We start from the raw sequence: 17,970 nt of genomic DNA, 5'->3' as shown, positions 1-17,970 counted from the left end.
CCTTTCACTGGGGAGCCTGACGGGCCGCGTCGAACAGGTGCAGCCGGTGCGACATCGTCAGCGCCTCGAGCGCGGGCGGGACCAGTCCGAGACCGGTCAGCTCGAGGATGTGGCGGCGGGTGAGCTCCATGGTTGTGCCTCCAACGCTTGGGCGATGCGCAGTCGGTACAGTCGCGTCGGGCGTCCTTTGGGGTGGTGCTGGGCGGTCCCCTCGACGCTCACCAGGCCGCCGGCGTCGAGAGTCCGGATCAGGCGGCGCCCGCTCTGGTCCGTGATTCCGAGATGACCGGCAAGCTCCCCAGGCGACAGCGTGCGGCCTTGCAGTTCCTGGTCCAGCGCGGCCAGCCGGGAGACGGTGGCAGCGCTCAGACCGACGTACTTCGCGAGGCGTTCGACGTCGTCGCCGTGCGACCGGTACGAGTACCGCAACGCCTCGCCGGCCGGTCCCATCGGGCCGATCACGACACCGCTGTCCTCGAACAGGTACGCGCACGGTTCGGCGGCGAGCTCGGCCCGCACCGCGGCCTGCTCGGCGAGCAGCACACAGTTCCGGGCCGAGACGCCGACCCCGAACCCGGCCGAGATCCGCGCACCGAGCGCCGCCGCGGCCTCGGCGAGCGCCGGTACGGCGACCCAGTTGCGGGTGATCCGCTCGAACAGCGCCTTGTGCGCGAACACGACCACGCCGCGGCGCCCGCGGTTCTCGATCCAGGCGCCGGCGAACTCCGGGGTGTTGTGCAGGTGGTTCATCAGCCCGATCCGGGCCCGCTCCTCGTCCGGCGCGTCCGAGATCTGGAACACCCCGGCCGCGAACCGTTGCGCGCTGGCCCGCTCCGACTCGATCCGCAGCGCGAGCTCGTGCAGCTCGGTCCGGATCGTGGCCGGCACCGGCATCCCGCTGATGATCGGGATCTGCCCGGCCAGTTGCTCGCGTACGGCGGCGCGCACGCTGATCACGTAGCTGCGCTCCCCGAACCGATCGAACGCGTCCCGGTGGAACGCCGCGATCTCGTCGACGGTCTGGGTCGGTGCGTAGGGCAAGCAGTCGATCTGGTCCTGGTCGAGGTCCAGTGCGGTGGCCACCGCTTCGACCGCCTCGGCCGGGAACGTGTCGATGCTGACCGGCGTACGCCCCCAGCCGCGTTCCTGTGCACGGTGGAGCGCGAGCGTCAGGTCGAGCGCCGACGACCGGATCACGCCGACCGGGAGGCCGGGCGGCAGGAGTTCCTGGCTCGCGGTGTACGGCACCGGTCCGGCCAGGAAGCCGTCGAGGTGCGTCGTACTCAGGAACTCGGCGACCCGGTCGCGGATCTCGTCCTCGTGGTCGTACGTGACCCATTTCAGGTCCACACCGCGCAGGGTGCGCGCGGCGTCGTGGAAGAGCTCGTGATGCGTCACGTGCGTGACGACGCCGATCACGATGTCCATGGACACCCCTTTACGAACCATGTTCGGAAGTGACTCGTAAGTGCATTGCCGTCCAAGTTCTCCCGGATCGCCCTGCGGGTCAAGGGTTTGCGGGATTTGTTCAAGACGTGGGCGGCGGCGGGTTCCTAGGGTCGGCGGCATGATTCTGGTAACCGGAGGCCTCGGGATGATCGGCGCCCACACCGCCCGCGCACTCACCGACCTCGGCCGCGACGTCGTGGTCACCTCGCACCGCGCCGCCGACGTGCCCTCGTTCCTGCGGGGCAGGGTGACGGTGGAGTCCCTCGACGTCACCGACCGGGACGCATTTCTTGCCCTGGGCAAGCAGTACGAGTTCACCGACGTCGTGCACCTGGCCGGCAGCATTCCCGGCGACGACCCGGTCGCGTACTTCCGGGCCGACCTCGCCGGTCTGCTCAACGCGCTCGACGCCGCCCGCGCCTGGCGGGTCCGGCGGTTCGCCGTCGCCAGCAGCATCGGCAACTACATCGGCCGGCCGGAGATCCCGTGGCACGAGGACCTGGCGCTTCCGACCGCGGACCTGCCGCTGCTGATCATCGCGTTCAAGAAGGCCGTCGAACCGCTCACCACGCACAGCCTCCAGGACACCGGCGTACAACCGGTCCTGCTGCGGATCGGCAGTACCTGGGGACCGTTGATGGACCCGGAATCCCCGTTCAACCCGATGCCGCCGTACATCAGCGCCGTACTGCGCGGGGAGACGCCGCAAGCCCTGTACGCCGACGACGGCGGCGACTGCTGCTACGGACCCGACGCCGGCCGCGCGATCGCGCTGCTGACCGTCGCGGAGAGCCTGCCGCACACCGTCTACAACGTGTCCAGCGGGCGCCCCGTCACCAACGGCGAGTTCGTCGAGGCCGTGCGGCAGTTCCGCCCGGACCTACCGCTCAGCCTGCTCCCCGGACGCCGGCTCGGGCCGGGGCAGGACCCGTACCTCGACATCTCCCGGCTCACCCGGGACACCGGGTTCACACCCGGCTACGACATCGCCGCCGCCGTCGCCGACTACGCCGCCTGGCGCGCGGACAACAACCGCTGAAGGAGTACGCCATGCTCGAACCCGCTGTCCGCGCCGTCCTCGAGACCGCGTCGTACGGTCACCTCGCCACCCTGCTGCCGGACGGGTCTCCGCACAACACTCCGGTGTACGTCGGCGCGCACGGAGACCAGGTCGTCTTCTTCACCGGGCCGGGGATGCGCAAAGCCCGCAACCTGCGCCGCGACCCGCGCCTGGCGCTGTCGATCGTCCCGGTCGGCAACCCGTTCGAACCGGTGACGATTCGCGGGCGGGTCGTGGAGTGGATCGAGGGCGACGCGGCGTGGGAAATCATCGACCGGCTGGTTGCGAAGTACATCGACCTCGAGTACCCGCGCGACCAGGAAAGGGTCGTCCTCGTCGTAGAACCGGACCACCAGAAGGTCGGTATGGGCTGAGGATCCGCCGGCCTTTGGTGGTTGGATGCAGGGGTGCTGGTTTTGTTGTGCGGTACCTCGTTCTCGGGGAAGAGCACGGTCGCGCGGGAGTTGGCCCGGCGGCTGCCGGCGCGGGTCGTGAGCCTCGACGAGATCAACGAACGGCGCGGCCTGTGGGGCGGGGACGGGATCCCGATCGAGGAGTGGGCCCGGACGCACCAGGTAGCGCAGGCCGAGGTGCTGGAGTTGCTGTCGGCCGGGGACACGGTGGTGGTGGACGACACGAGCTCGCCGCGGTTCCTGCGGGACGGGTGGCGGGCGCTGGCTGTTGGGGCCGGGGTCGAGTTCCGGCTGGTGTACGTCGAGGCGAATGAGGCAACCGTCCGCGCCCGCCGGCACCACAACCGCCTCTCACCCCACCGCCGAGACGTCACCGACACCGTCCTGGACCACCACCTGTCCAACTTCGAACCCCCCGAGCCAGACGAAGGCGCCCTGTCCCCCGACCAACTGCTACCCCACGTACCGAAGAACGGGTAGTACCCACCAACTCCCCACCACCCCCGAAACCCCCACCACTAACCGTCCTTCGGTACACACACACAGACCTGCCGGACCATAGGAAGGCGCCGCAGGTGGCGTGAGCCCGTGCCGCAGGTGGCGTGAGCCCGTGCCGAAGGTGGCGTGAGCCCGAGCCGAAGGCGGCGTGAGCCCGAGCCGAAGGCGGCGTGAGCCCGTGCCGAAGGCGGCGTGAGCCCGAGCCGAAGGCGGCCGACAAACAGCGGCGATCCCCCGGCGCCCTGCCCGGCGCGCTCACCCGAATCTGTCGGCCTTCACCCACACCGTCCACGTCTGACCTGCCGTGCCTGCTCAACGTCTGCCGCCTCAACGCGAGTTCGCCGGAACATGGCCGTCAGGACCGAGCCGTCGACCGACGGCCGCTGTGCGCTGACCGACACATAACCCCAGGAGCCGGCGATCATCGGCCGACTCGGAAGTCGGCGAGTGTGTGCGCGGTGTGTTTTGGTCAGAGTTCGGCCGAGCGTGATGATCGAACCGGCCGGATGCGAGCTCCTGCCCGGGCTGGCGATGCGGAGGATCGCGGACCTGCACCCGGGTAACGCCAAGACCGACGCCCGCGACGCTTACCTCATCGCCGAGGCCGCCCGCTCGATCCCGCACGCGCTGTGCCGGGTCGACACCGGCGACGAACCACTGGCCGACCTGGAAGTCATCGTCGGCTACGACGACGACCTGGCCGGCGAGGTCACCCGGGTCACCAACCGGATCCGCGGCTTGCTCACCCAGGTCCATCCCGCCCTGGAACGCGTGCTCGGCCCCAAGATCCAGCACCCCGCCGTCCTCGAGCTCTTGACCCGATTCGGCGGACCCCAAGGACTCACCACCGCGACCCGACGCCAGCTCGTCACCACAACGAAGGCCCGAGCCCCACGCTCCTACGACAAGCTCGTCGACGCGATCCAGCAAGCCGGGCGCGGCGGATGCGATCGGCACGCCCCAGCACCCTCGGTCTCCGCGACAACACCTGGCAGGTCGCCGAGCCGTCCGGCGCGGTGCCGGTGCGGGGTCGGGGAAGACCCGGGTGCTGGCGCCCTCGCGATCAGCACACGAACCACGGACATACCAGTCCGCCGTCAGCCGGAGCCCAACTCAGATGGTGACGAAGGACGGCGGCCCGGTCGCGGGCCCGGTGGCTACGCGCTCACCCCACACCGCGAAACGAGCCGCAGCAGTCAGCGTCGCGTCGTCAGCCTTCCACCGACTGGTCCGCGCAGCAGGCACCGCTGTATCGCCGCAGGGGTCGCCTGCCGGCTCGTTGGGTTCGGCCGGTCTGGGTCTGCTGTCGGGGTGCTCAGGCCAGGCAGGCACGACATCCAGCGGCTCAGGCGCGAGCCGGACGCCACCCGACGGTTGATCAGCTCGCACGGCGACCGCAACCGCCGGTCGGGCGGCACCGGCACCGGCACCGGCGGGTCGCCTGTCTGCGGTGGCCGGTTGGGTTGAGCCCGCAGCCGGTTGGGCGAGGTCTGGGCCCGGTGGCCGGGCAGCGCATACAAAGGTTGAGTCGGCCCAGGCCGGGCGGGCTACGTGGACCTTGCCATCGGTGATGGTGATCGTCCAGCGGTCGTTGTGCAGATCCACGTGGTGCCGTCGGCACAAGAGCGCCATGTTGGTCAGGGCCGTGGCTCCGCCGTCGACCCAGTGCGTCAGATGATGGGCGTCACACATCACCGGCGGCGCCGCACACACCACGCAGCCCCGGTCGCGGGCGATCAGGGCGTGGCGGATGTGCCTGGTGACCAGGCGTTCCCGACGGCCGACGTCCAGGGGTTCGGAGTTCGAGCCCAGGACCAGCGGGATGACGTTCGCGTCGCAGGCCAGACGCCGGATCGTGGCGGCCGACAGGTCGTCGCCGTAGACGGTTTGGCCGGTCGCGTGGGCGGTGGCTGACTTCAGGTCGTCGAGGTCGATGGTGACGGTGATGTTCGCCTTCGCGCCGTGGCCGGCGGTGTCGGTGTCCCACGCGTTCGCGGCCACCGTCAACGCGGTGGTCAGCGCGTCGGCTTGACGCTTGTCCCGCGGGCGAGGGTCGTGTTCGCCGTCGACGGTCTTGTGCGGGCGGGCACCCGCGTGTACGACGGCGCGGAGGAGTTCGGCGTTCTCGTTGGACAGGTAGCCGCGGAACTTGACGCCGTTCTCGGCGGTGGTCAACGTCAACGATTCGCGCTGATAGGCCTTGTGTTCTGCGGGTTCGGGGCCGTCGGCGTCGATCCGGTCGCAGAGGTGCTTCGCGGCGGTGCGGAGTTCTTGGGGGGTGTGGGTGGGGACGAGGCCGACCAGTTGCTGCTCGGTGACGTCGAGAGTTTCGACCGGGACGCGGTCACGGACGCGTTCGAGTTCGGTGATGATCGCGGCCGCGTGGCCGATCTGCATCTGATGGACCGTGCCGTCGGCCGACTCGATGCCGCCGGTCAGGGCGTCGTTCACGGCCTGGTACTTGGGCAGCGCGCGGGCCACGCGGACGTCGCGCCAGACCTCGGCACGGTCACGGCGGTGGCGGACGGTGAGGAGTTCGACGGTGTCGCGGGCACCGACTTCCTCGGCCAGGCCGTCGGTCTCGGAGCGGGCGATGAGTTGCAACTCGACAGATCGCAGGCGGGCGATCTCGGCACGGACCTTGTCCAGGGCAGGCAACACCTCGTGGTTGCCGATAGCAACCACTGTGCGTCCGCCGAGAATGTCCATGAACAGACTCTAGCTGGCGCCTCCGACAGTTTTCAAAGCCTGGGATCCCCTTATTTTCAAGGAGATTAGTTATCCACAGATTTCGAGTCACTGTCGGTTTGCGGCCCCGGGCTGCTGTGGAAACTTCTGACTGAGCAGCGCGGGTTCACGGAGTCTCTGACTCTGGGCCGGAGAAGGGTCTCAACACGCATCGCCGCAGGCGCTTGTCCGCTTCGGAGGTCCAGGAGGTAGAACGGCAAGCGTACGCGGGGCCGCTTCACGGGCGGGGCGGCGCCGGAGGCGGCCAGCAACCAGCCGCCGCAGGCGGTGTCCGCACGTCGCCACACCCAGGACGTAGAACAGCACGCATGCGCGAGCGCCTCACGGGTGAGGCCCGGTAGCACGCCGCCGGAGGCGGTGTCCTGCCCTCCGCGGACCTGATCAAGGTAGAACAGCACGCACAGGTAGGTGCGGCACGGGTTAGGCGGTCGCATGCCGCCGGAGGTGGCCAACAGGCAGTCGCTGCTCGGCGTGGTTGTTCGGGTGTTCAGCCGCCGGAGATGCCTAGTTCGGCTTCGGCTAGGTCGGTGGTTAGGCCGTCGGTGTCGTTGAGCCAGCCTTCGGGGAGGGTTATGTGGTCTCGGGGGCTTCCCTGGCGGCCTCGGGGGGCGCCTAGTTCGGCGACGGGGAAGGGGACCGTGGGGTCCAGTTGGGAGAGGAGGGCGTCCAGGTTGGCGAGGGTGTCGACCATGCCCAGGGCGGCGCGGAGTTCGCCGCCGGCGGGGAAGCCCTTCAGGTACCAGGAGACGTGTTTGCGGAAGTCGCGCAGGCCGCGCTGCTCCCCCATCAGTTCGGCGAGCAGTTCGCCGTGTCGCCGCATCACCGAGGCGACCTCGCCGAGCGTCGGCAGCTCCAGCACCTCGTCGCCGGCGAACGCCGCCGCCAGGTCGCGGAACAGCCACGGCCGCCCGAGGCACCCGCGCCCGACGATCACCCCGGCGCACCCGGTCTCCGCGACCATCCGCAGGGCGTCCCCGGCCTCCCAGATGTCCCCGTTCCCGAGCACCGGAATCGACACGTGCGAGACAAGCGAGGCGATCGTCGACCAGTCTGCCTGACCGGAGTACGCCTGCGCCGCGGTCCGCCCGTGCAGCCCGATCGCCGCCGCCCCCGACTCCTCGGCGATCCGCCCCGCGTCCAGATAGGTCTGGTGCGAGGCGTCGATCCCGATCCGGGTCTTCATCGTCACCGGTACGCCGTACGGCGTCGCCGCGTGCACCGCGGACCGCAGGATCGCGCCGAGCAGGTTCCGCTTCCAGGGCAGTGCCGCGCCGCCGCCCTTGCGGGTCACCTTCGGCACCGGGCACCCGAAGTTCAGGTCCACATGCGCGACCCCATAGGAATCACAAAGGATCTGCACTGCCCGCCCGACATAGACAGGGTCCACGCCATACAACTGCACGGACCGCACGGTCTCGCTCTCGGCGAACGTCAGCATGTCGAGCGACTTCTGGTCCCCCTCGACGATGCCCCGCGACGTGATCATCTCGCACACGTACAGCCCGGCGCCCTGTTCGGCGCACAGCCGCCGGTACGCCGCGTTCGTGATGCCGGCCATCGGCGCCAGCACCACCGGCGTGTCGATCGTGAGGTTGCCCAGCTTCAGCACGTCACGCCTGCTTCACGACGACGTCGCCGTCGCCGGTGATCGACGCCCGGTACGGCTGGACCGCGTTCGCGGTGGTGGTCACGTCGCACCCGATCCCGGGTCCGTCGTGGACGACGATGCCGATCTCGTCCATGTCGCAGGTCACCTTGGACGCGCCGGCGGCGGTCCGGAGCACCGCGTCGACGACCTTCGCGCGGGCGATCGCGATCTTCGGCGACGTGAACTTGTACGACGCGCTGTACTGCTTCGCGTCGACCGTGAGGGTCCCGGTGAACGGCTTCCCGGAGTACGTCACGGTGCAGTCGAGGTTGTGCTGCCCGGCGGTCTCGACCTTGTCGATGCCGGGGCACTTCACTGTCGTCGTCGCGGCCTTGCCCGCCGCGAGCTGCGTCTTCTTCGCGATCGCGAACGTGATCCGCTCGGCCAGCGGCGCGTCGTCGGCCGGCGCACCGGTGACGGTCGGCGTGGGCCAGGGCTTCGAAGGCGTCGGCAGCGGGGTCAGCGAGGGCGTCGACGCGGTCGGAATCGACGAGGACTCGGCAACGGTCGGCGTAGCGGAAGGAGCCGAAGGAGCAGTCGACGGTGCGCCGCCGGCGTCCTTCTTGCTGTCAGAGCACGACGCCAGCGCCAGTACGGCGAGCACCGCCAGTAGCCCCCGTGCGACCTTCATCGTCAGCAACCCACCAAGTGCTGGGCGAGGTACCCGGTGACCTCGGTGAGCGCGACGCGCTCCTGCTTCATCGAGTCGCGTTCCCGGATCGTCACCGCCTGGTCCTCGAGGGTGTCGAAGTCGACGGTGATGCAGTACGGCGTACCGATCTCGTCCTGGCGGCGGTACCGGCGGCCGATCGCGCCGGCGTCGTCGAAGTCAACGTTCCAGTTCTTCCGCAGCTCGGCGGCCAGGTCGCGGGCCTTCGGTGACAGGTCGGCGTTTCGGGACAGCGGCAGTACGGCGGCCTTGACCGGCGCGAGCCGCGGGTCGAACCGCAGCACGGTCCGCTTGTCGACGCCGCCCTTGGCGTTCGGCGCCTCGTCCTCGGTGTACGCGTCGAGCAGGAACGCGAGCACGTTCCGGGTCAGGCCGGCCGCGGGCTCGATGACGTACGGCGTCCAGCGCTCGCCCTTCTCCTGGTCGAAGTACGACAGGTCGGCGCCGGAGTGCTTGGAGTGCGTGGTCAGGTCGAAGTCGGTGCGGTTCGCGATGCCCTCGAGCTCGTCGAACTCCTTGCCGCCGAAGTTGAACCGGTACTCGATGTCGACGGTGCGCTTCGAGTAGTGGCTGAGCTTCTCCTTCGGGTGCTCGTAGAACCGCATGTTGTCCGGGTTCAGCCCGAGGCCGGTGTACCAGTCCCAGCGCGCCTTCAGCCAGTACTCGTGCCAGTCCTCGTCGGAGCCGGGCTCGACGAAGAACTCCATCTCCATCTGCTCGAACTCGCGGGTCCGGAAGATGAAGTTGCCGGGGGTGATCTCGTTCCGGAAGCTCTTGCCGACCTGGGCGATGCCGAACGGCGGCTTCTTCCGGGCGGTGCCCATCACGTTCGCGAAGTTGACGAAGATGCCCTGCGCGGTCTCCGGGCGCAGGTAGTGCAGGCCCTCGGAGGACTCGACCGGGCCGAGGTACGTCTTCAGCAGGCCGTTGAACATCCGCGGCTCGGTGAAGGTGCCCTTGTTGCCGCAGTTCGGGCAGGCGATCTCGGCGAGCTTGACCTCGTCGGCGTCCTTGTTCTTCCGGCGCGCGTAGTCCTCGCGGAGGTGGTCGTCGCGGAACCGCTTGTGGCAGGACTGGCACTCGGTCAGCGGGTCGACGAACTCGGACAGGTGCCCGGACGCCTCCCACACCTGGGTCGGCAGGATCACCGAGGAGTCCAGCCCGACGATGTCGTCGCGGCCGGTGACCATGGTCCGCCACCACTGGCCGCGGACGTTGTTCTTCAGCTCGACGCCGAGCGGCCCGTAGTCCCAGGCCGACTTGGTACCGCCGTAGATCTCGCCGCACGGGTACACGAAGCCTCTCCGCTTGCTGAGGCTGACGACGGCATCGACGGTTTCCACGGGCACTTTTGAACTCCAGAACGGGGTACTGACAGATCTACGGAAGCAACCAGGCTATCGGTCCTGAGCGCCGCGTATCGAATCCGTGCTACATCAACAGATCTTCGTACGCCGTCGGCTCGTCGATCGCCTGCGACAGCAGCGGCACGGCGGTGAGCTTCACGTCGTACGGCGACAACGCCCGCCGGTAGCTCCCGACGTTCTCGAACTCGAGGGTGAGCGCCAGCAGCTCCGGGTCGTCCACGTTCCGCCCGGTCCGGGCCGCGACGAACCCCTGCTGCCGCGCGAGCACGTCGACGGCGGCCTGCAACCGCTCTCCGAACCCGGCCTGCTCGGACTCCCCCACCCGGAACCTGATCACCACGAACACGCGAGTCACCTTACGGTAAGCGATCAGACCTTCCGCAGCGACGGCCGCCGCCGCACAGTGTCGGTATGCCCGAGCGTGTGGTCGGCCGGACCCGGGAGCTCAGCACCCTGACCGGTCTGCTGGACGAGGTCGAGCGCGGCCGCGGCCAGGGCGCGCTCCTGATCGGTGACGCCGGGATCGGGAAGTCGACCGTCGCCGCGGCCCTCGCGGACGTCGCGCGCGGCCGCAGGTACGCCGTGGCGTGGGGCCGCTGCCCGGAGACCGAGACGCTGCCGTACTGGCCGTGGCGGCAGGCGTTCCGTGCTCTGGACCTGCCGATCGCGCCGACCGACGAAGCGGACACCGTCCTGGCCCGGACCAGCATGTACGCCGCGGTCGCGGACCAGCTCGGGTCTGCGACCGCGGAGCAGCCGGCCGTGATCATCCTGGAGGACGTCCACCTCGCCGACGGGTCCGCGCTCGCACTGCTCCGGTTCGTCGTCGGCCTGCTCCCGGAGCTGCCGTGCCTCCTCCTCGTCACCAGCCGTGACAACGCGGTCGACGTACCGGAGCCGGCCGCCGAGGCGCTCCGGGCGCTGCCGCCGTCGTTCGTACGACTGCCGCTCGCCGGCCTGGACCGCGCCGCGACGGGTGAGCTGGTCGCACAGGTGCTGGGCAGTACGGACTCCGCCTACACCGACGCCGTGCATGCCCGCACCGGCGGTAACCCGTTCTTCGTCCAGGAACTCGCCCGTTGGCACGCGGCCCGCGGTACGACGTCCACCGAGACGCCCGTCGGCGTACGCCAGGTGCTGGAACGGCGGCTCGCCCGGCTCGAGCAGCACACGTACGACGTACTCGCGGCCGCCGCCGTACTGGGCGAGGACGTGGAGCTCGACCTGCTCGCGGCGGTCGTCGACATGCCCCGCGCGGACCTGCTCGTCGTACTAGGTGATGCCGTTGCGGCGCGGTTGGCCGAGGTGGATGCGGAGCGGGTCCGGTTCGCACACTCGTTGGTGCGTGAGGTGGTTCACGCGGGGCTTGGCGTGCATCAGCGGTCGGCGCTGCACTTACGGGCGGCCGAGTTGCTGGCTGATCGGAACGACGCCGGGCAGGTTGCGGCGCACTGCCGGGAGGCGGGCGCGGTCGAGCGGTCGCGGGAGTTCGCGTTGGTGGCGGCGCGGGAGGCGCAACGGCAGTCCGGGTACGAGCAGGCAGTGCGGTTCTACCGGTGGGCGGACCTGGACGATCCGGTGGTCCGGCTGGAGTTGGGGGCGGCGCAGGTGCTGGCCGGGGAACTCGCGGCGGGGCGGGAGACGCTGCGGGCGGTGGCGCGGGCGACGGACGATCCCGAACTGGTCGCGCGGGCCGTACTGGCGATGGGCGGCGGGGTGGGCGGGTTCGAGGTGGACCTCGGCGACGAGGAACAGACCTCTCTCCTGGAGCGCGTCGTAGCGCGGTTGCCGGACGACGCGTTGAAGGCTGCCGCCGTGGCGCGGCTGGCTCTCGCTCGGATCCCGACCGATCGTGGGGACGGCCCACGGCAGCTGGCCGATGAGTCGGTACGACTGGCGCGGGCGGCGGGTGACCCCCGGGCGGAGGTCGCTGCGTTGGCGGCGTGGTGCGACGTGTTCTCAGGACCGGATCACGTCGCCGAGCGGATCGCCGCGGCGGAACGGATGCTGTCGATCGCAACCGGTGACCTGGCGTTGGTGCTGCTTGCCCGGCGGCTGCTGGTGGTTGCCCTGCTCGAACAGGGCCGGTTCGTCGAGGCCGACGTACAGATCGCGGCCTACGCCCGGGCCGTCCTGCCGTTGCGGCTTCCGCTGTACAGCTGGCTGGTGCCGATCTGGCACGGCATGCGGGCGTTGATGTCCGGCCGGCTGGAGACGGCCGCGAGCTGCATCGCCCAGGCCACGCAACTCGCCGACGACGCGGACAGCCCGAACGCCCGGCTGATGGTGTTCGCACTGCGCGCCGCGCACGCCGACCTCACCGGCGTGGTCGAGGAGCTGCGCACGTACGTCGAGACCGTGATGCGTCCTTTTGTCAACAATCCGATGGTTGACGGTCCGTCGGCGTACTACTTCGCCCGGAGCGGTTCGAGGGCGGTGGCCCGCGGCATCGCCCGGCGCCGGGTACGCGACGGTCTGGACGCGATCCCCCGGGACGCCGAGTGGCTGGAGTCGCTGGCGTTCCTCGGCGAGGCGGCCCGGGTGCTCGGCGAGCCGGAGGCGGCGCGGCTCGTGTACGACGCGCTCACGCCGTACGCCGGGTTGTGGGTGATCGACGGGATCGGTGGCGCGTGTCTTGGCACTGTGTCGTTGTTCCTCGGCCGATTGGCGGCGCAGCTCGGCCGGCCGGAGGCTCGGCGGCTGTTGGAGGACGCGCTCGAGGCGCATCGCACGGCGGGGGCGGAGGCCCTTGTCGCCGAGACGGAGAAGGCGCTTGCCGAGGTCGGCGTGCCGCCTGTTCGTGCGGTGGGCGACGTGGGCGAGCTGCGGTGTCTGGGGGCGAGCTGGGAGACGACGTGGCGCGGTGTGACCGCGCATGTGCCTGATTCCAAAGGGATTCGGGACCTGGCCGCGTTGCTGGTCCGGCCGCGGAATCCGGTGAGTGTGCTCGATCTGTCCGGTCCGGGACGGGTGCGGGGCGCTGATCTCGGACCGGTGCTCGACCAGCAGGCGCGGACGGCGTACCGGCGGCGGTTGCTCGATCTGGAGGAGGAACTGGCCGAGGCGACCGACCCGGTGCGGGCGGAACGGCTCCGGGACGAGCGGGACTTCTTGGCGCGGGAGCTGGCCGGTGCGCTCGGGCTCGGCGGGCGGGCGCGGTCCGCGGGCGATCCGGTGGAGCGCAGCCGGAAGGCCGTCTCGATGCGGATCGGCGTTGCGGTGAAGGCGATCGAGCGGGTGCATCCGGCGCTTGGCCGGCATCTGCGGGCATCGGTCCGGACCGGCCGCCAGTGCGTGTACGAGCCGGAGGACGACGTCACCTGGCATTGCCAGCCGGCACCTGGCGCCTCCGGAGTGACACCGATCCAAGGGAGGGCGACATGACCACCACGACCGACCAGCGGGCCGCGGAAGCTGCCGAGGCGCTGATGGGACGGATGTTCGGCGCGGCACTCGGCGCGGCCGAACTGTTCACGATCTACCTCGGCGACGTGCACGGGATCTACCGGGCGCTCGACGAGGGCGGTCCGGCGACGGCGGCCGAGCTGGCCGCGCGGACCGGCCTCGACCACCGGTACCTGGTCGAATGGCTGCAGTCGCAGTCGATCAGCGGATTGTTGACAATCGACGGTACGGACGTGTGGACCGACCGGTTCGCTCTGGCCCCGGGGGTCCGCGAGGCCCTGCTGGAGCCGACGCACCCGGTGTACGCGGGCGGGCTGGCCGCGATCGTGCCGGCGGTCGGCCGGGCGCTGCCCCAGCTGGTCGAGGCGTTCCGGACCGGCGCCGGCGTCCCGTACACGGCGTACGGCGAGGAGGCCGTCCGGGCGCAGGAGCTGCTGAACCGGCCGGCGTACGTGAACTCGCTGGCGGCCGAGTGGATCCCGAGCGTGCCCGGACTGCACGACCTGCTGACCAGGGGCGCGCGGGTCGCGGACCTCGGAACCGGTGCGGGCTGGTCCGCGATCGAGCTGGCCAAGGCGTACCCGGCGGTGCACGTGGACGGGTACGACAACGACGAGGACTCGATCAGCCGGGCCCGGCGAAACGCCGCCGAACAAGGGGTTTCCGGCCGGGTCTCGTTCGAGGTCCGCGACATCACCGACGTGGTCGCGGGCGGGACGCAGTACGACCTGGTGACGTTCTTCGAGTGCGTGCACGACTTCGCCCATCCGGTCGAAGCGCTGATCGCGGCGCGTACCGCGCTCGCCCCAGGCGGTTCGGTGATCGTGATGGACGAGCACGCCGACGAGGTGCTCGCCGCGCCCGGTGACGAGGTGCAGCGGTTCCTGGCCGCGGCCAGCACGCTCTGGTGTACGCCGCAGGGCCTCGTGGACGAGGACTCCGACGTCGTCGGCGCGATCATGCGCCCGGACCAGCTCCGGCACCTGGCGCAGCACGCCGGCTTCGGTCAGGTCGACGTACTGCCGATCGAGCACCCGTTCTGGAGGTTCTACCGGCTGACCCCCTGACGGGACCTGGAACAATAGGGGCATGAGCACCCCGAGCAGCCCGTTGCGGCAGCGGATCACGAAGGTCAGTTATCCGTACGTCGCCAAGCTGCACGCCGCGCCCAAGCTGACCCTGCCCGGCATCACGCTGGTGCTGGCGCTGGCCGGGGTGTTCGCGCCGGTCGTCGTCGGGGTGCCCGCGCTCGTGCTGCTCGCGTTGCTGCTCGGCTGGCTCGCGTTCCTGTCCTGGCCGGCCGTGACCGGCGGGCCGAAGTTCCTGCGGATCTTCTCGATCCTGCTCATCCTGCTGTTCGCGGTCTCCCGCATCGCCAACGGTTAGGGCCGTCCGAGGCTGTCGTAGGCAGCCTCGACGGCGGCCTCGCGGAGCTCCTCGACGGGCTCGTGGTCGATCATCACCGCGCAGTCGGACAGGCCGCCGAGCGCGACCATGCAGCGGACCACGTCGGCCGCCCGGCACGGAGTACGTGTTCGGCGACTCGATCGCGGACCTGCACGACGACGGCGAAGGCGTCGACGTCACGTTCGACTCCGGGATGCGGCACCGGTTCGACCTGGTGATCGGCGCGGACGGCCTGCACTCGAACGTGCGACGGCTCGCGTTCGGTTCCGAGGAAGAGCTGCAGCGCCCGCTCGGCGGCTACCTCGCGGTGTTCTCGATGCCGGACGTGTTCGGCCTCGGCAACCACACACTCGCGCACTTCTCGGTCGGCAAGCTCGTCGGCGTGTACGGCGTACGCCAGACCGGGCAGGTCCGTGCGGGGTTCCTGTTCCGGGGCGAGCTGACGTATGACCACCGCGACAAGGACCAGCAGAAGGCCCAGCTGGTGAAGGAGTTCGGCGACTACGGCTGGAAGGTGCCGCAGCTGCTGGAGCACCTGGAGAACGCCGAGGACTTCTACTTCGACTCGATCGCCCAGATCACCCTGGACTCATGGGTGGCGGGCCGTGTCGCACTCGTGGGAGACGCGGGCTACTCACCCGGACCGGCAGTTGGCGGTGGGACGAGCCTGGCTGTCGTGGCGGCGTACGTCCTGGCCGGTGAGCTGGCTGCGGCCGGCCCCGCTGGGCTGCGCAACTACGAGCAGGTGATCCGGCCGCTCGTCGACAGCAGCAGGAGGCTCAGCCCGAAGATCATGGGCACGGTCATCCCCAGCAATGCTCTCGCAGTGCGGCTGAGGCCAGGAGCAGCAGCCACGCTGGCCAAGCTCCCTACGTCGCTGCAGCGCCTCATCTGGTCGCAGAACGCTGTAGGCAAGGTCTTCAGCTCGACCACACTGCCTGACTACTCAGACCTCCTGAAGCCCGAGCGCGGTCAGCCGGTTCCGTAGCCACGACAGCTCCTTGCTGAGCCGTTTCGCCAATGCCTGTTGGTTTCTGGGCTCCCGCGACCACACGTACACCTCTGACTCCAAGTGGTGCGTCAACGGATGCCCACCACCCACCAACCGCGCCAGACAGTCATCCAGTACGCCGGTAGTCGTACTTAGCGGAGGTGGTGGCGCAGAATGCGCGGCCAGGTGCGCATGCATCCGCCAGGCCGCATGCCCCGACAGCTGCGACGACTGCGCCACGTCGTCCACCCCTGGCCCACCCCACTCACGCACCTGCCGCAAGTGCTTCGGTACGCCGAGCTGACCGAGCACGTACCGCCCGGACGCGTCAGACGGGTCAACCAGCGTCGGAGCAACCGACAGCTGCGCCTTCACCACATCGACGCCCGCACGCCACAAGAGCCCGAAAGACTCGGCAGGGTCCTCGAACTGCACCGCCAGATGACATACGTCGAGCCCCAGCCCGATCCGCGACGTACCGCCGTACGGACTCGAATAGCGGTCCAGCCACGCCGCGGCCTGCCCGATCATCTCCAGCACGCAGCCAGGCTCGGTTTCTACCGCAATGCGGATCGGCCGACCGGTCCTGGCCTCCGTACGAGCCAGGTGCTGCTCAACGCGGTCGAACGCCTCCCGCGCGGCCCGGTTGCGCGCCCGCGACCACGGCACCCGCCACGCGAGCGGCACGGTCGAGATCGAGCCGTACGACGCATCGTCCGGCAGCAGCTCCGCGAGTACGTCGACCAGGTCGAGCGTGTACCGAAGGCGCTCGGGCTCGGTCCAGTCCGGGCAGTACAGGTCGACGCCCGCGGACCGGCCGGTGTGCGGGATACCGTTCACGGTCACGACTTCCAGCTGGTTGCGGTGCAGCGCGCGGCGGAGTTTGCTCAGCGACGCCGGCGAGTTCGCCAGTCGATCGGCCAGCCGATGCGGGAACCACAGCCCGACCCCGAGCACCGGTGCGTCGAGCGTCGACCGCACAATCCCGGCGCACCCGTCGAGCCGCGCGACGAGCTCGTCCAGGTCCGCGGCCGGATGCACCGACGCGCAGTACCCCAGATGAACTGTCGAACCGTCCCGATGCCTGAACCTCATCAGCACCCCCGTACAGCCACGGAAAGTGAGTGCCTTCGGACGTTCCGTGACCTATTAGCAGCGTACGAGGTGCCGCGCGACTAGGTCGCGGGAGCGGTCCGCGACGGCCATCGCGGCCAGCGCGGTGGTGAGCGGGACGGCCGCGATGATGCCGAGGCTGCCGACCAGGCCGCGGACCACCTCCATCGCGACCGGCTCGGTGGAGATCACCGACAGCATCGGCAGGTCCTGGATCGCGAACACGAGCAGCACCGGCATCGCGGCACCGGCGTACGCGAGGACCAGGGTGTTCACCACCGAAGCCACATGCGTACGCCCGATCCGCAGGCCCGCGGACAACAGCTCGCGCCGGCTCGCGGCCGGGTTCGCGGCGGACAGCTCCCACACTGCGGCCGCCTGGGTCACCGTGACGTCGTCGAGCACCCCGAGCGCGCCGATCACCATCCCGGCCACCAGCAGACCGCTGATGTCCAGGTTCGGTGCGAACGCCTTCGCCGTCGAAGCCCCGTCCGCGGCAAGACCGCTGAGCTGCGAGAACTTCGTGAAGAACCACCCGAGCAGCACGGTCAGCCCGAGCGCGGCGATCGTACCGGCCAGCGCGATCGCCGACTCCGCGTTGATCCCGTGGGTCAGGAACACCGCGATCGTCATGATCACCGCGCCGCCGACCACCGCGACCAGCAACGGACTCGAGCCGCGCAGGATCGCCGGCAGGATGAACTTCGTCAGCATCACCGCCGTCACCGCGAGCGCGATCAGCGCCGCGAACCCACGCCACCGGGACAGCGCGACGACCGCGATCGCGAAGATCACCGCGAGGACCAGCAGCGGCTTGGTCCGGTCGTGGTCGACGTACTGGTACCTCTGGTCCAGCGGCGCGCCGTCCTGCACGCCGAGCATGATCACCTGGCCGGTCTCGACCGCGATCGCCGTACCGCCCGCAGTCGGCACCTGGACCGGGACGGCCCTGCCCTTGTCCGGGCCGTTGCTCAGCTTGACCGTCGCCAGATTGCACTTGTCCTGCGGGTTCGGGCACACCTTCAGCGCGGTCACCTCGCCGCGCGCGGTGCTCGTCTGGTACCCCTGCACCTTCACCCCGCCGCCCGGCCAGAGCACGATCAGCAGCACCACGGAGGCGACGATCAGCGGGACCAGTACGGCGGCGACCACGATCCGCACCCGGCGGGCGACCACCGCGTCCGAGTTCACCACCCAGGTA

The 17,970-nt window shown here is 69.9% G+C and carries 16 protein-coding genes and 1 pseudogene; 8 read left to right on the top strand and 9 right to left on the bottom strand.

Annotated features, from left to right (window positions below; translation table 11 throughout):
* Positions 1 to 4: 4 nt before the first annotated feature.
* Together ACFV9C_RS24990 and ACFV9C_RS24985 are read right to left on the bottom strand one after the other, a co-directional pair.
* The gene (locus tag ACFV9C_RS24990) at positions 5 to 130 is read right to left on the bottom strand and encodes a hypothetical protein (protein WP_380197214.1); all 126 of its coding nucleotides are present in this window, start codon (positions 128 to 130) and stop codon (positions 5 to 7) included.
* Complete coding sequence (locus tag ACFV9C_RS24985; protein ID WP_380197212.1) at positions 97 to 1,428, bottom strand: hypothetical protein; 1,332 nt, start codon at positions 1,426 to 1,428, stop codon at positions 97 to 99. The genes ACFV9C_RS24990 and ACFV9C_RS24985 overlap by 34 nt, the downstream gene beginning before the upstream one ends.
* A gap of 139 nt (positions 1,429 to 1,567) precedes the next feature.
* Between ACFV9C_RS24985 and ACFV9C_RS24980 the strand changes: the two genes are divergently transcribed.
* The 4 genes and pseudogenes from ACFV9C_RS24980 to ACFV9C_RS24965 form a co-directional block, all read left to right on the top strand.
* Positions 1,568 to 2,488: an NAD-dependent epimerase/dehydratase family protein gene (locus ACFV9C_RS24980; RefSeq protein ID WP_380197211.1), complete on the top strand. Its 921-nt coding sequence runs from the start codon at positions 1,568 to 1,570 to the stop codon at positions 2,486 to 2,488.
* A gap of 11 nt (positions 2,489 to 2,499) precedes the next feature.
* Entirely contained in the window at positions 2,500 to 2,883 is a 384-nt protein-coding gene (locus ACFV9C_RS24975; protein ID WP_380197209.1) for a PPOX class F420-dependent oxidoreductase, read from the top strand.
* Between the two features lie 33 nt (positions 2,884 to 2,916).
* On the top strand, positions 2,917 to 3,402 hold the full coding sequence (locus tag ACFV9C_RS24970) for an AAA family ATPase (protein WP_380197206.1): 486 nt from the start codon (positions 2,917 to 2,919) through the stop codon (positions 3,400 to 3,402).
* A 534-nt stretch (positions 3,403 to 3,936) separates the two neighbouring features.
* Positions 3,937 to 4,353, top strand: a pseudogene (locus tag ACFV9C_RS24965) (transposase); the annotation flags it as partial.
* A 180-nt stretch (positions 4,354 to 4,533) separates the two neighbouring features.
* Here the strand turns inward: ACFV9C_RS24965 and ACFV9C_RS24960 are convergent.
* The 5 genes from ACFV9C_RS24960 to ACFV9C_RS24940 form a co-directional block, all read right to left on the bottom strand.
* Positions 4,534 to 6,129 (bottom strand): DUF222 domain-containing protein, encoded by a 1,596-nt coding sequence (locus ACFV9C_RS24960; protein ID WP_380197205.1) that lies wholly within the window; start codon positions 6,127 to 6,129, stop codon positions 4,534 to 4,536.
* Between the two features lie 526 nt (positions 6,130 to 6,655).
* On the bottom strand, positions 6,656 to 7,777 hold the full coding sequence (gene dusB / locus ACFV9C_RS24955) for a tRNA dihydrouridine synthase DusB (RefSeq protein ID WP_380197203.1): 1,122 nt from the start codon (positions 7,775 to 7,777) through the stop codon (positions 6,656 to 6,658).
* A 1-nt stretch (position 7,778) separates the two neighbouring features.
* Positions 7,779 to 8,447 (bottom strand): hypothetical protein, encoded by a 669-nt coding sequence (locus ACFV9C_RS24950; RefSeq protein WP_380197202.1) that lies wholly within the window; start codon positions 8,445 to 8,447, stop codon positions 7,779 to 7,781.
* A 2-nt stretch (positions 8,448 to 8,449) separates the two neighbouring features.
* Positions 8,450 to 9,835, bottom strand: a complete 1,386-nt coding sequence (locus tag ACFV9C_RS24945; protein ID WP_380197200.1) for a glycine--tRNA ligase — start codon at positions 9,833 to 9,835, stop codon at positions 8,450 to 8,452.
* Positions 9,836 to 9,917: 82 nt separating this feature from the next.
* On the bottom strand, positions 9,918 to 10,199 hold the full coding sequence (locus ACFV9C_RS24940) for an antibiotic biosynthesis monooxygenase family protein (RefSeq protein ID WP_380197198.1): 282 nt from the start codon (positions 10,197 to 10,199) through the stop codon (positions 9,918 to 9,920).
* 65 nt (positions 10,200 to 10,264) lie between these two features.
* Here ACFV9C_RS24940 and ACFV9C_RS24935 point away from each other — a divergent pair, with 65 nt between their 5' ends.
* The 4 genes from ACFV9C_RS24935 to ACFV9C_RS24920 all read left to right on the top strand — a co-directional run bounded on the left by ACFV9C_RS24935 (position 10,265) and on the right by ACFV9C_RS24920 (position 15,653).
* A complete protein-coding gene (locus ACFV9C_RS24935; protein WP_380197196.1) occupies positions 10,265 to 13,237 on the top strand; it encodes an ATP-binding protein in 2,973 nt (990 codons plus the stop codon).
* Positions 13,234 to 14,325: a class I SAM-dependent methyltransferase gene (locus ACFV9C_RS24930; RefSeq protein ID WP_380197194.1), complete on the top strand. Its 1,092-nt coding sequence runs from the start codon at positions 13,234 to 13,236 to the stop codon at positions 14,323 to 14,325. Before ACFV9C_RS24935 ends, ACFV9C_RS24930 begins: the two co-directional genes overlap by 4 nt.
* Before the next feature lie 22 nt (positions 14,326 to 14,347).
* Positions 14,348 to 14,644, top strand: a complete 297-nt coding sequence (locus ACFV9C_RS24925) for a DUF6703 family protein (RefSeq protein WP_380197192.1) — start codon at positions 14,348 to 14,350, stop codon at positions 14,642 to 14,644.
* A gap of 145 nt (positions 14,645 to 14,789) precedes the next feature.
* Positions 14,790 to 15,653 (top strand): FAD-dependent monooxygenase, encoded by an 864-nt coding sequence (locus tag ACFV9C_RS24920; RefSeq protein ID WP_380197190.1) that lies wholly within the window; start codon positions 14,790 to 14,792, stop codon positions 15,651 to 15,653.
* Here the strand turns inward: ACFV9C_RS24920 and eboE are convergent.
* The gene (gene eboE, locus ACFV9C_RS24915; protein WP_380197188.1) at positions 15,612 to 16,751 is read right to left on the bottom strand and encodes a metabolite traffic protein EboE; all 1,140 of its coding nucleotides are present in this window, start codon (positions 16,749 to 16,751) and stop codon (positions 15,612 to 15,614) included. The two genes, ACFV9C_RS24920 and eboE, sit on opposite strands and share 42 nt — an antisense overlap.
* 54 nt (positions 16,752 to 16,805) lie before the next feature.
* Entirely contained in the window at positions 16,806 to 17,963 is a 1,158-nt protein-coding gene (locus ACFV9C_RS24910; RefSeq protein WP_380197186.1) for a YibE/F family protein, read from the bottom strand.
* Between the last annotated feature and the right edge of the window lie 7 nt (positions 17,964 to 17,970).

Origin of the sequence: Kribbella sp. NPDC059898 (assembly GCF_042730855.1) — a bacterium.
In the GTDB taxonomy this organism is placed as follows: Bacteria; Actinomycetota; Actinomycetes; order Propionibacteriales; family Kribbellaceae; genus Kribbella.
The sequence above is the reverse complement of the archived record's forward strand: the minus strand, read 5'-3'. Positions and strand labels throughout refer to the sequence as shown.

Excerpts from the sequence above, each read along its gene's own strand:
- ACFV9C_RS24980 (WP_380197211.1), top strand. The coding sequence starts at position 1,568 with ATGATTCTGGTAACCGGAGGCCTCGGGATGATCGGCGCCCACACCGCC.
- ACFV9C_RS24960 (WP_380197205.1), bottom strand. The coding sequence starts at position 6,129 with ATGGACATTCTCGGCGGACGCACAGTGGTTGCTATCGGCAACCACGAG.
- eboE (WP_380197188.1), bottom strand. The coding sequence starts at position 16,751 with ATGAGGTTCAGGCATCGGGACGGTTCGACAGTTCATCTGGGGTACTGC.
- ACFV9C_RS24990 (WP_380197214.1), bottom strand. The coding sequence starts at position 130 with ATGGAGCTCACCCGCCGCCACATCCTCGAGCTGACCGGTCTCGGACTG.
- ACFV9C_RS24950 (WP_380197202.1), bottom strand. The coding sequence starts at position 8,447 with ATGAAGGTCGCACGGGGGCTACTGGCGGTGCTCGCCGTACTGGCGCTG.
- ACFV9C_RS24985 (WP_380197212.1), bottom strand. The coding sequence starts at position 1,428 with ATGGACATCGTGATCGGCGTCGTCACGCACGTGACGCATCACGAGCTC.
- ACFV9C_RS24935 (WP_380197196.1), top strand. The coding sequence starts at position 10,265 with ATGCCCGAGCGTGTGGTCGGCCGGACCCGGGAGCTCAGCACCCTGACC.
- ACFV9C_RS24925 (WP_380197192.1), top strand. The coding sequence starts at position 14,348 with ATGAGCACCCCGAGCAGCCCGTTGCGGCAGCGGATCACGAAGGTCAGT.
- ACFV9C_RS24930 (WP_380197194.1), top strand. The coding sequence starts at position 13,234 with ATGACCACCACGACCGACCAGCGGGCCGCGGAAGCTGCCGAGGCGCTG.
- ACFV9C_RS24975 (WP_380197209.1), top strand. The coding sequence starts at position 2,500 with ATGCTCGAACCCGCTGTCCGCGCCGTCCTCGAGACCGCGTCGTACGGT.